Consider the following 12,639-nt stretch of genomic DNA (forward strand, 5'->3'; position numbering starts at 1 on the left):
TCACGCTCGTATGGCCCGCTGCACTGTCTCAGATAGTAGGAAGTCCGAGTAATTGTGGAGACAGACGCGTGGTCCTCCCTTACTTTTGTAGAAGCCGAACGTCTCGCTCGATCAAGCGAATGGCGGTCGTGAGCCGGGCCCCGTGCAGGCAACCCCTGCGGCACCGCTCCCCGCCTCCGCCGGTGTCTCGAAACCCCTTTCCGCACTCCCGGATGTCGAAGGAGTCGATTTCCCATGGCCGAGACGACCGCCCGCCGCCGAGTCCGTCACGTTTCCCGTACGAGCGAGTCCGACCGCAAGAACGCCGCCGCGGCGCTCCAGCGCGCCCTCGACCGCAGGGACAACGGCGGCGCGACCGGCCACTGAGCCGCGCCTCCGCATCCCGGGCCCTCACTCGTACGGCCCGCACCCTCACCCATGAGGCTGCACCCATAAGCCGGGAGCCGCACCCGCACGAGGTGCGGCGCGGCCGGGCGCCCCGGCGCCATCTGCCGCGCCGCACCTCGATGTTGAGCGGTGTCCGCATCGCGGACGCCTCGTGTCATTGCGTGGGACAAGGAGTACGGTGCCGTCATGTCTCGCAGCATCAATCTCGCAGTGATTCCCGGTGACGGCATCGGCCAGGAGGTCGTGGCCCAGGGGCTGAAGGTCCTCTCCGCCGTCCTTCCGCAGGATGTGAAGCTGGAGACCAAGGAGTACGACTTCGGCGCCAGGCGCTACCACGCCACCGGTGAGACCCTCACCGACGCCGACCTCGAGCAGCTCAAGCGGCACGACGCGATCCTGCTCGGCGCGATCGGCGACCCCTCGGTGCCGTCGGGCGTGCTGGAGCGCGGCTTCCTGCTCAAGCTCCGCTTCGCCTTCGACCACCACGTCAACCTGCGGCCCTCCAAGCTGCTGCCGGGCGTCGCGACCCCGCTCGCGGGTCAGCCCGAGATCGACTTCGTCGTGGTCCGCGAGGGCACCGAGGGCCCGTACACGGGCAACGGCGGCACCATCCGCAAGGGCACCCCGCACGAGGTCGCCACCGAGGTGTCCGTGAACACCGCCTTCGGCGTCGAGCGCGTGGTCCGGGACGCCTTCGCACGCGCTCAGGCCCGCCCGCGCAAGAAGCTGGCCCTGGTCCACAAGAACAACGTGCTCACGTTCGCGGGTCACCTGTGGACGAACATCTTCAACAAGGTGGCCGAGGAGTTCCCCGAGGTCACCACCGAGTACATGCACGTCGACGCGGCGACGATCTACCTCGTCACCCAGCCCGAGCGCTTCGACGTGATCGTCACCGACAACCTCTTCGGCGACATCATCACCGACCTCGCCGCCGCCATCTCCGGCGGCATCGGGGTCGCCGCCTCCGGCAACATCAACCCGTCCGGCGAGTTCCCGTCGATGTTCGAGCCCGTGCACGGCTCGGCGCCCGACATCGCGGGCCAGGGCAAGGCCGACCCCTCGGCCACCGTCCTGTCGGTCGCCCTCCTGCTGCGTCACCTCGGCTACGAGGCCGAGGCCGCCCGCATCGAGGAGGCCGTCTCCGCCGACCTCGCGGAGCGCGTGGGCAAGCCCGCCCGCACGACCGACGAGATCGGCGACACGCTCGCCGTACGAGTAGCCGGCTGACCCGCCGCCCTACTCACACCCCCTGAGTCAAGGCCGCCGGGTCGCAACCGCACCCGGCGGCTTTCTCATGCCCTCGCCGGGTGTCACCATCGACCCACCCCTGTGCTACCCCTAGGGCCGTATTCACACCGTTTCTCCCCCGCAGCCCGAAAGGCGTGGGGGTGCCCCCATCCCTCACCCGCTTGCCATAATCGAACGCGGAGCCGCGGAATGAGGGAATGCTCGGACGTCCTAGCACCGGCCACTGCCGGTGCGGGAGCGAGCGCGGCCCGTCACGACAACCGGTGAAGGACAACCACACATGACGACGCCCACGATCGAGCTGAAGCCCTCCTCCAACCCGCTCTCCGACGCGGAGCGGGAGGCGATCCTGGCCAACCCCGGGTTCGGCCGCCACTTCACCGACCACATGGTGACGATCAAGTGGACCGAGGGGCGAGGCTGGCACGACGGTCAGCTCGTCCCCTACGCGCCGATCTCCCTCGACCCGGCCACCAACGTCCTGCACTACGCGCAGGAGATCTTCGAGGGTCTCAAGGCCTACCGCCGGCCCGACGGCTCCGTCGCCACCTTCCGCCCGGAGATGAACGCCCTGCGCTTCCAGCGTTCCGCCAAGCGCCTCGCGATGCCCGAGCTCCCGGTCGAGACGTTCATCGAGGCGTGTGACCTGCTCGTCCAGCAGGACAAGGCGTGGGTGCCGGCGCACGGCGGTGAGGAGTCCCTCTACCTGCGCCCCTTCATGATCGCCACCGAGGTCGGCCTGGGGGTCAAGCCCGCCAACGAGTACCTCTTCCTGGTCATCGCCTCCCCGGCCGGCGCGTACTTCCCGGGTGGTGTGAAGCCCGTCTCCATCTGGGCGTCCGAGGACCGGGTCCGCGCCGTCCCCGGCGGCATGGGCGACGCCAAGACCGGCGGCAACTACGCGGCCTCCCTGCTCGCCCAGGCCGAGGCCGCCGCCAAGGGCTGCGACCAGGTCTGCTACCTCGACGCCGTGGAGCACAAGTGGGTCGAGGAGCTCGGCGGCATGAACCTGTACTTCGTGTACGGCAACAAGATCGTCACCCCGAAGCTGACCGGTTCCATCCTGGAGGGCGTCACCCGTGACTCCCTGCTGACGGTCGCCCGTGACCTCGGCTACGAGGCCGAGGAGGGCCGGATCTCCATCGACCAGTGGCAGAGCGACTCCGAGAACGGCACCCTCACCGAGGTCTTCGCCTGCGGCACCGCCGCGGTCATCACCCCGGTCGGCACGGTCAAGCGCGCCACCGCCGAGTGGAAGCAGTCGGGCGGCGAGCCGGGCGAGGTCACCCTGAAGCTCCGCGAGGCGCTGCTCGACATCCAGCGGGGCACGCGCGAGGACACGCACGGCTGGATGCACAAGCTGGGCTGACGCCCGCCGCACCCCTTCAGGGACCGCCCCGGACCTCACCTCCGGGGCGGCCCTCTTTCCCCATACGGGGGCAGGCGGCCGGCCCGCGGATGCGTCATGAACGCAATGAACGAAACCCGAGGCGCTCTTGTCGCACCCGCCAACGCCCGGCACGTTACGGGCCATGGGACGAGAGCACTGGAAGAAGATCTGGGTCGGCTCGGCCGGCAACATGGTGGAGTGGTACGACTGGTTCGTCTACGCCAGCTTCGCCACCTACTTCGCCGGGGCGTTCTTCCCCGACGACAACCCCACGGCCCAGCTCATGAACACGGCGGGCATCTTCGCGGTCGGCTTCTTCATGCGCCCGGTCGGCGGCTGGCTGCTCGGCCGGGTCGGTGACCGCAGGGGCCGCAAGGCCGCGCTGACCCTCACGGTCACGCTGATGTCCGCCTCCGCCATCCTCATCGCGATCGCGCCGACGTACGCCGTCGCCGGGTACGGCGGCGCGGCGGTGCTGCTCGTCGCCCGACTGCTCCAGGGGCTGTCGGTGGGCGGCGAGTACGCGGCCAGCGCGACCTACCTCACCGAGGCGTCCGACCCGCGCAGGCGCGGCTTCGCCTCCAGCTTCCAGTACGTGTCGATGACCGCCGGGCAGATCGTCGGCCTCGGCCTGCAGATCGTCCTCCAGCGCACCATGTCCGACGGCGCGCTGCACGACTACGGCTGGCGCATCCCCTTCGTGCTGGGCGCCCTCGGCGCGGCGGTGGTCTTCTATCTGCGCCGGAACATGCTGGAGACGGACGTCTACGAGGCCGAATCCGTCGAGGACGAGGGCGAGGAGCGCGGCACGCTGCGCGCGCTGTGGCGGCACAAGCGCGAGGCGTTCCTGGTGATCGCGCTGACCATGGGGGGCACGGTCGCGTACTACACGTACACCACGTATCTGACGAAGTATCTGTCGAACTCAGCGGGCCTGCCGAAACAGACCGCGACCCTGGTCTCCTTCACCGCGCTGATCGTCTTCGCCTGCCTCCAGCCGCTCGCCGGCCGGCTCTCCGACCGGATCGGCCGCCGCCCGCTGCTGATCACCTTCGCCGTCGGCTCGACCCTGCTGACGGTGCCGATCATGACGTTGCTGAAGCAGGCGGACAGCTTCTGGCCGGCGCTCGGCCTGGCGCTGCTGGCCCTGGTCGTGGTCACCGGATACACCTCGATCAACGCCTGTGTGAAGGCCGAGCTGTTCCCGACGCGCGTCCGCGCGCTGGGTGTGGCGCTTCCCTATGCGGTGGCCAACGCCCTGTTCGGCGGAACGGCGGAATACGTCGCCCTGTGGTTCAAGGACGCGGGCGCCGAGTCCGGCTTCTTCTGGTACGTCGCGGCCTGTGCGGCCGTCTCGCTGGTCGTGTACGTCAGCATGCGGGAGACCAGGGACCTGGACCTCACCCGGATGAAGGACGGGCAGCCCTCCTCCGTGACGACCGCATCCTGAGACGGCGGTGAGCGCGGGGGCGGACTGTGCCAGACTGCCCCCGTGCTCTCGTTCGCCATGATTATTGGCAGCAGGCGCGCCGGTCCGCAGTGACCGCCACGTACGACCAGGTACGGGTGGCCACCGTCGTCCTCGACCCGCGCGCAGACCTCTCGCACCCGCGAGAGGTTTTTTCGTTTCCTGGCCCACCTTCAGCCGGGGGCGGAGCGCGAGGGAGTATGGGGGGACGGTGGAACCGGTCATTCCGGTAAGACCGAGATCCAAAACAGGAGCCTTGAGACCATGACCGAGACGGCAACCAGCGAGCTCGACGACTCGTTCCACGTCTTCGACACGACGCTGCGCGACGGCGCGCAGCGCGAGGGGATCAACCTCACCGTCGCGGACAAGCTGGCCATCGCACGGCACCTGGACGACTTCGGCGTGGGCTTCATCGAGGGCGGCTGGCCCGGCGCGAACCCGCGGGACACCGAGTTCTTCGCGCGCGCCCAGCAGGAGATCGACTTCCGGCACGCCCAGCTGGTGGCCTTCGGCGCGACGCGCCGCGCGGGCGGCAAGGCCGCGGAGGACCCGCAGGTCAAGGCGCTGCTGGACTCGGGGGCTCCGGTGATCACGCTGGTCGCCAAGTCCCACGACCGCCATGTCGAACTGGCGCTGCGCACGACGCTCGACGAGAACCTGGAGATGATCCGCGACACGGTGTCCCACCTGCGGGCGCAGGGCCGGCGGGTCTTCGTCGACTGCGAGCACTTCTTCGACGGCTACCGGGCGAACGCCGCGTACGCCAAGTCGGTGGTGCGTACGGCGGCGGAGGCGGGCGCGGACGTGGTCATCCTGTGCGACACGAACGGCGGCATGCTGCCGGCCCAGGTCCACGCGGTGGTCTCGACGGTGCTGGCGGACACGGGTGCCCGGCTCGGCATCCACGCCCAGGACGACACGGGCTGCGCGGTCGCGAACACCCTCGCGGCGGTGGACGCGGGCGCGACGCACGTGCAGTGCACCGCGAACGGGTACGGCGAGCGGGTGGGCAACGCCAACCTGTTCCCGGTGGTGGCGGCCCTGGAGCTGAAGTACGGCAAGAAGGTGCTGCCGGAGGGCCGCCTGCGCGAGATGACGCGCATCAGCCACGCGATCGCGGAGGTCGTGAACCTCACCCCCTCCACCCACCAGCCGTACGTGGGCGTCTCGGCCTTCGCCCACAAGGCGGGCCTGCACGCCTCGGCCATCAAGGTGGACCCGGACCTCTACCAGCACATCGACCCGGAACTGGTCGGCAACACCATGCGGATGCTGGTCTCCGACATGGCGGGCCGGGCCTCGGTGGAGCTCAAGGGCAAGGAACTGGGCATCGACCTGGGCGGCGACCGCGAACTGGTGGGCCGGGTGGTCGAGCGCGTCAAGGAGCGGGAGCTCAAGGGCTACACCTACGAGGCGGCGGACGCGTCGTTCGAACTCCTGCTGCGCGAGGAGGTGGCGGGCAAGCCCCTGCGCTACTTCCGCACGGAGTCCTGGCGGGCGATCGTCGAGGACCGCCCGGACGGCACGCACGCCAACGAGGCCACGGTGAAGCTGTGGGCGAAGAGCGAGCGGATCGTGGCGACGGCGGAGGGCAACGGTCCGGTCAACGCCCTGGACCGCGCCCTGCGGGTGGCCCTGGAGAAGATCTACCCGGAGCTGGCCGCCCTGGACCTCGTCGACTACAAGGTCCGCATCCTGGAGGGCGTGCACGGCACCCAGTCCACGACCCGCGTCCTGATCTCCACGTCGGACGGCAAGGGCGAATGGTCCACGGTGGGCGTGGCGGAGAACGTGATCGCGGCCTCGTGGCAGGCCCTGGAGGACGCGTACACATACGGCCTGCTGCGGGCGGGCGTGGAACCGGCGGAGTAGTCCCCGAGGCCGCCCATGCCGGGCCGAGGCTGCGAGCAGCGCTCGGCCCGGCATCGGCGGGCTACTGCAACCGCCACTTCTGGTTCGCCGCACCCGTGCACGACCAGATCTGCGCCCGCGCCCCGTTCACCGACGAGTTGTCCGTGACGTCCAGGCACTTGTTCGCCGCGATGTTCACCACGTCACCCGTCGACGAGTTGTACGACCACTGCTGCGCTCCCGTGCCGTTGCAGTCGTACAACTGCACCTTCGCCCCGTCAGCCGTCGACCCGGACGTCACGTCCAGACACTTCCCGAGCGCCTGGATCGACCCGTCGGCCTTCACCGTCCACTGCTGCGCGACCGTCCCGTTGCAGTCGTACAGCTGCACGGCCGTGCCGTCGGCACTCGACGCCCCCGCCACGTCCAGGCACTTGCCCGCGAGCCCCACGAACGCCCCCGACCGGTCGCCGCCGCCCGACTGCGCACCCGACCACGTGAACGTCGCCGACGTCTTCCCCGGCAGCGAGTACGTCGCGTGCTGCCCACCCCAGTCGATCGTCACCGTCTTCGCCGACGTGCCGTCGTTGTACGCGATCAGTGCCTTCGAACCGTCCGGGTTCCGCCACGCCACGTTCGGCACGGACGACGACGCGGTCGAGGCGATGCGCTGCGCGCCCGGCCGTACGAACTTCGTCAGATGCCCCATCGTGTAGTACTCGATCGTGTAGTCGACCGTTCTGCTCGCACCGTCCCCGTCGTGGACCGTGACCAGTCCGGTGCAGGTGCCGCAGCCGCCGTTGTGCGGCCCCATGTTCTGGTCGACGGCCAGCGACCACTTCGTCACGGACTTCGCCCAGTTCCGGGTGTAGTCCACGATGTTGAGCATGTCCTCGCGCTGCTGGTTCGCGATCCAGGTGCCGCCCGAGTGCTCCGTGCCGAACGCGTCAAGCTGCGGGTACTGGTTGTGGACGGCCGTCTGCTTCGTCACGTCACCCCCGTACCCGTGCCAGGCGATCCCGCCGAAGTTCGGGTGCGAGCGGACGGCCGCGTCTTCCACCGTCGGGGCGGCGTAGGAGTCGTACGTGTCCCAGTTCCAGTCGTGCGCCAGCACCTTCGTCGTCAGACCCGCCGCCTGGAGCTTCGGCAGCAGCTCGTTCTTCGTGAAGTAGGCGAGGCCGGACGCGTTCCAGCTCATCGACGGATAGCCCGAGCAGCACGTCGGCTCGTTCTGGGCCGTGACGTACGAGACGGGGATGCCCTGGTCCCGGTAGGCCTGGAGGTACTTCACGAAGTATGAGGCGTACGCCCCGTAGTCCTCCGCCTTCAGCCAGCCCCCGCCCAGCTGCCCGCTGTCCTTCATCCAGGCGGGCGCCGTCCACGGGGAGGCCATCACCGTCAGCTGCGGGTTCAGCTGGAGCGCCTGCCTCGTCAGCGGCACCACGTCCGCCAGGTCGTGTGCGATGGAGAACTTCGCCAGGGACGGATCGGTCTGACCGGCCGGCACGTCGTCGTACGTGTATCCGTAGCGCGCCAGGTCGGAGGCGCCCATGGGATTGCGGAGGAACGACAGGCCGATCCCGTCAGTCGGCGAGAACAGCTTCCGCATGGTCGCGTCCCGCGTCGCCTGCGTGAGCGCCCCGCTGCTGTTCATCAGCCAGGCCGCGGTGTCCGTGAAGGAGGCCCCGCCGCCGGTGAAGGTCTGGTAGCGCGTGTTCTCGTCCACGGTGATGTTCTCACCGCTGCCACCGGTTCCGGGCTGGAAGGCGAACGGCGTCTGCGCCTGCAGACCCCGCATCACATGGCGCCCGCCCGAGTCGTCGGTCGTGGTGAGCCAGACGGTGACCTGTTCACCGGTCGCGTGCGCCGGTGTGGCCGTGGCGAACCCGGCGGCGGTGAGCAGCCCGGCGAGCAGCAGCCGGACCGTGCGCCTGTGTCCGTTCATGGAGCGCCGCCCTTCTGAAGGTGGGGGATGGGGGCGTGCGAGGCGTGAGTAAATGACGGCTTCGTACACGCGTCAAGGGGGTGCGCGTTCAGAATCCGAAGCGACAAGGGGACGGATTCGGAAGGGAGTTGTGCTTGTGACCCTTCTGACGTGAAGTCTTGACGGGTGCCGGGGGCGCTAGTTAACTCACGGCGTGATCTAAGTCATGAGTGAACCATGACGACTTGATGAGTCGAGGGAAGGTCCGTCCATGCGAAGAACCGCCCTGCTCGCCTCCGCCACCCTGCTCACCGCCCTGATCCCCCTGGCGTCGGCGCGCGCGGCCGACGACCCCGCCCCCGCGCCCGAACCCGTCGACCACTTCGAAGGCGAGGTGCCCTTCGCCCAGCAGCCGGCGGAGGGCATCTTCACCTGGGGCGGCGACAGCGACGACCCGCCCACGCTCCAACTGGCCGACCGCGCCGACGCCCCCGAGGGCGCCAAGGTGCTCACCGGCGGCTACGACATCAGCGGCTACGGCGGCTTCACCCACAACTTCGCCGCCGACCGGCCGGCCCATGACTGGTCCTCCCACAAGGGAATCCGCTTCTGGTGGGACGGCCAGGACAACGGCAAGAAGATCGCCTTCGAGATCAAGGACGGCGGCGCGAACGGCGAGGCGTCGGAGCTGTGGACCACCTCCTTCACCGACGACTTCACCGGCTGGAAACAGATCGAGATCCCCTTCACCGACTTCACCTATCGCACGGACTACCAGCCGGTCGGCGGAATCGACCACGTCCTCGGCCTGACGCAGATGTGGGGCTACGCCGTCACCCTGCCGGTCGGAGTCAAGGGCCGCTTCGCGATGGACGACGTGGAGCTGTATGGCAAGGCCGACCAGTCGCTGCGCGCCTCCGTCACCACCGACGCACCCGTCCTCCCGGTGAAGGAGGGCGGAACGGCGACCGTCAGGGTCACCGTCGCCACCACCGGCTCCGCTCCGATCGACGAGCCCGTGACCGTGCGGTACGAGACCGGCGGCGGCAGCGCCGAGCCCGGCAAGGACTACACCCCGGTCTTCGGCACCCTCACCTTCCCCGCGGGCACCGCCTCCGGCACCTCCCGGACCATCCAGGTCCCCACCCTGAAGGACAGGTCCGCCGAGCCCGCCGAGACCATCCCCGTCAAGCTCATGGTCACCGGAGCCAAGGCGCCGGCCGGGACACCCCAGGTGGTCATCGACGCCCACGGACTGCCGTACCTGGACAAGAGGTTGCCCATCAGGAAGCGCGTAGCGGACCTCATCTCCCGTATGAGCCTTCAGGAGAAGGCCGGCCAGATGACCCAGGCCGAGCGCGCCGCCCTCACCGACCAGGGCGACATCGCCGCCTACGCCCTCGGCTCACTCCTCTCGGGCGGCGGCTCCACCCCCACGCCCAACACCCCCGATGCCTGGGCGAAGATGATCGACGGCTTCCAGCTCCAGGCGCAGGCCACCCGCTTCCAGATCCCGCTGATCTACGGCGTGGACGCGGTACACGGCCACAACAACCTCACCGGCGCCACGATCATGCCGCACAACATCGGCATCGGAGCGACCAGAGATCCCCGACTGGCCGAGAAGGCGGGGGCGGTGACCGCCTCCGAGGTACGCGCCACCGGCGTTCCCTGGGACTTCGCGCCCTGCCTGTGCGTGACCCGTGACGAACGCTGGGGCCGCTCCTACGAGTCCTTCGGCGAGGACCCGGCGCTCGTGCAGTCCATGGAGACGATCATCCAGGGCCTGCAAGGACGGCCGGACGGGCGCGACCTCGGTCGCGACGACAAGGTGCTCGCCACCGCCAAGCACTTCGTCGGCGACGGCGGCACCGCGTACGGCTCGTCGACCACCGGCTCCTACACCATCGACCAGGGCGTCACCACGGTCACCCGGCAGCAGCTGGAGGCCGTCCACCTGGCGCCGTACAAGACGGCCGTCGAGCGCGGCATCGGCTCGGTCATGCCGTCGTACTCCTCGCTCGACATCGTCGGCGACGGCCGGGGCCCCGTGAAGATGCACGCCCGCGGCGACATGATCAACGGTGTGCTCAAGGGCCGCATGGGCTTCGACGGCTTCGTCATCAGCGACTGGAACGCCATCGACCAGCTCCCCGGCGACTACGCGTCCCACGTCCGCTCGGCGGTCGACGCGGGTGTCGACATGATGATGGTGCCGTACACGTACAAGGACTTCCGCACGACACTCGTCGACGAGGTGGAGGCCGGGCGGATCAGCGAGCGACGCGTCGATGACGCCGTCTCCCGCATCCTCACGCAGAAGTTCAGGCTGGGGCTCTTCGAGCACCCCTACGCCGACACCACCGGTGCCGCGCGGATCGGCTCGGCGGCCCACCGGGCCGTGGCCCGGCAGGCGGCCGCCGAGTCCCAGGTGCTGCTGAAGAACGCGCACGGTGTGCTCCCGCTGAAGAAGAACCAGAAGGGCGGCCCTTCACCGGGCAGCTCCCCGTCACCTGGCCGAGGTCGGAGAACCAGCTGCCGATCAACGTCGGCGACGCCTCGTACGATCCGCAGTTCCCCTACGGGTGGGGGCTCACCACGCTGACCGGGGTCCCCGAGGGAGGCACGGCGACCCTGAAGGCGCTCGCGCTCGCGGCCGCCGCAGCCGAGAGGACGGGCTCCGACCGGGCCGGACGCGAGATCGTCACCCGGGCCCGGCTGCTCGTCCAGCAGAAGGCGGGGTCCGCGATGACGGCGGCCATCGCGAAACCGTTCGCCGACGCCGACCACCTGCTGCTGACGGGCAGGTACGCGGCAGCCGTGGCCGAGCTGACGCAGGCCTATCGGGCTGCGGCCTGACGGAAACCGGTGCGGGTGGGCGGTGGGTTGCCGCCCACCCGCACCGACCTCCGGGTCCGGGCGCCTTCCGGTAGGTTCGAAGTATGAACGCCGTGCTCCGTCGAGGACTGGTCGTACCGCTGGTCGCCCTGCTCATGGCCGTGCTCACGGTGCTGTCCACCGGAGCGGCCCGCGCGCAGGCCGCCACGGACGTCTCCGCCATCGCACAGGCGCTCCGCAGCGGTCCTGTCTACGTGGATCCGGCCGCCTCCCGGCAGCTGTCCGTCGCGGACGCCGACGCGCTCGCCAAGAAGATCGAGGACGCGGGCAAGCCGGTCTTCCTCGTGGTCCTGCCCGCCGACTACCCGACCCGGGACCTCTTCGCCGACCTGCGCACGGCCACCGGCATCACCGGCCTGTACGGCGTCCGCCTCGGCGACCGCTTCGACGCCCGCGCCGACTCCTCGGTCCTCGGGCACAGTGCCGTGCAGAACCTGGTCACCAGTGTCCAGGGCGAGACCGCCAAGGCCCAGCTGAACGACTTCACCGACCGTGCCCTCGCCAACGTCGGCGGACACGCCCCTTCGACCTGGGGTACCTCCCGCAGCAACCACGCGGTGTCGTCCACCGCGCTGATCACGCTCGCCGTGGTCCTGGTGCTCGGCGGCACCGGCGCCTACATGCTCGTACGGCGCGGCCGGCGCCGGCGCGAGGAGGAGCAGCAGGCCGCGCTGGAGAAGCTGCGGGTCGTGGTGGACGAGGACATCACCGCCTTCGGCGAGGAACTCGACCGCCTCGACTTCCGGCCGGGGGAGCCGGGCGCCGACGACGCGATGCGTGCGGACTACGCCCGCGCCCTGGACGCGTACGAGGAGGCGAAGTCGGCCATGACGGCGGCGCGGCGCCCGGAGGACGTGAAGGCCGTGACCCAGGCCCTGGAGGAAGGCCGGTTCGCGCTGGCGACGCTCGCCGCCCGCCGTGAGGGCCGCCCGCTGCCCGAGCGCCGGGCGCCCTGCTTCTTCGACCCGCGCCACGGCCCGTCCGTCGCCGACGCGACCTGGACGCCTCCGGGCGGGGCCCCGCGCGAGGTCCCGGTCTGCGCGGCCGACCGGGCTCGTCTGGCCGACGGCCGCGACCCCGTGATCCGCGAGGTGGACACGGAGTACGGCCGCCGTCCGTACTGGGACGCCGGCCCCGCCTACGGCCCCTGGGCGGGCGGCTACTTCGGCGGCGGCCTCCTGCCCGGCCTGCTCGTCGGCACGCTGCTCGGCAGCATGATGGCCACCCCCTCGTACGCCGCCGACTACGGCACCGGCTACGGCGACTTCGGCGGGTACGAGGGCGGCGACGTCTCGGGCGCCGACTTCGATCCCGGGGACTTCGGCGGCGGCTTCGGCGACGGCGGGGGTGGGGACTTCGGCGGGGGAGGCGACTTCGGCGGGGGCGGCGGGGACTTCAGCGGAGGGTTCTGACCGGGGCAGAGGTCGGGAGAAGATGCGAGCGCCCGCCCTCCCGGATCGGGAGGGC

7 protein-coding genes and 1 pseudogene are annotated in these 12,639 nt (G+C 70.1%); 7 read left to right on the top strand and 1 reads right to left on the bottom strand.

Features of this window, described 5'->3' with window-relative positions:
• Nucleotides 1-234 precede the first annotated feature (234 nt).
• The 5 genes from N8I84_RS27955 to cimA all read left to right on the top strand — a co-directional run bounded on the left by N8I84_RS27955 (nt 235) and on the right by cimA (nt 6,371).
• Nucleotides 235-366: a hypothetical protein gene (locus N8I84_RS27955; RefSeq protein ID WP_103838047.1), complete on the top strand. Its 132-nt coding sequence runs from the start codon at nt 235-237 to the stop codon at nt 364-366.
• A 207-nt stretch (nt 367-573) separates the two neighbouring features.
• Entirely contained in the window at nt 574-1,617 is a 1,044-nt protein-coding gene (locus tag N8I84_RS27960; RefSeq protein WP_263232237.1) for a 3-isopropylmalate dehydrogenase, read from the top strand.
• A gap of 301 nt (nt 1,618-1,918) precedes the next feature.
• The gene (locus tag N8I84_RS27965; protein WP_263232238.1) at nt 1,919-3,007 is read left to right on the top strand and encodes a branched-chain amino acid aminotransferase; all 1,089 of its coding nucleotides are present in this window, start codon (nt 1,919-1,921) and stop codon (nt 3,005-3,007) included.
• Nucleotides 3,008-3,170: 163 nt separating this feature from the next.
• Complete coding sequence (locus N8I84_RS27970; protein ID WP_263232239.1) at nt 3,171-4,478, top strand: MFS transporter; 1,308 nt, start codon at nt 3,171-3,173, stop codon at nt 4,476-4,478.
• A 282-nt stretch (nt 4,479-4,760) separates the two neighbouring features.
• The gene (cimA, locus tag N8I84_RS27975; RefSeq protein WP_263232240.1) at nt 4,761-6,371 is read left to right on the top strand and encodes a citramalate synthase; all 1,611 of its coding nucleotides are present in this window, start codon (nt 4,761-4,763) and stop codon (nt 6,369-6,371) included.
• Nucleotides 6,372-6,432: 61 nt separating this feature from the next.
• On the opposite strand, the gene N8I84_RS27980 is transcribed toward cimA, so the two are convergent.
• On the bottom strand, nt 6,433-8,295 hold the full coding sequence (locus N8I84_RS27980; RefSeq protein ID WP_263232241.1) for a ricin-type beta-trefoil lectin domain protein: 1,863 nt from the start codon (nt 8,293-8,295) through the stop codon (nt 6,433-6,435).
• 250 nt (nt 8,296-8,545) lie between these two features.
• Here N8I84_RS27980 and N8I84_RS27985 point away from each other — a divergent pair.
• A pseudogene (locus N8I84_RS27985) lies at nt 8,546-11,133 on the top strand (glycoside hydrolase family 3 N-terminal domain-containing protein).
• Nucleotides 11,134-11,216: 83 nt separating this feature from the next.
• On the top strand, nt 11,217-12,584 hold the full coding sequence (locus N8I84_RS27990; protein WP_263232242.1) for a hypothetical protein: 1,368 nt from the start codon (nt 11,217-11,219) through the stop codon (nt 12,582-12,584).
• Nucleotides 12,585-12,639: the final 55 nt, after the last annotated feature.

Origin of the sequence: Streptomyces cynarae (assembly GCF_025642135.1) — a bacterium.
Taxonomy (GTDB): domain Bacteria; phylum Actinomycetota; class Actinomycetes; order Streptomycetales; family Streptomycetaceae; genus Streptomyces; species Streptomyces cynarae.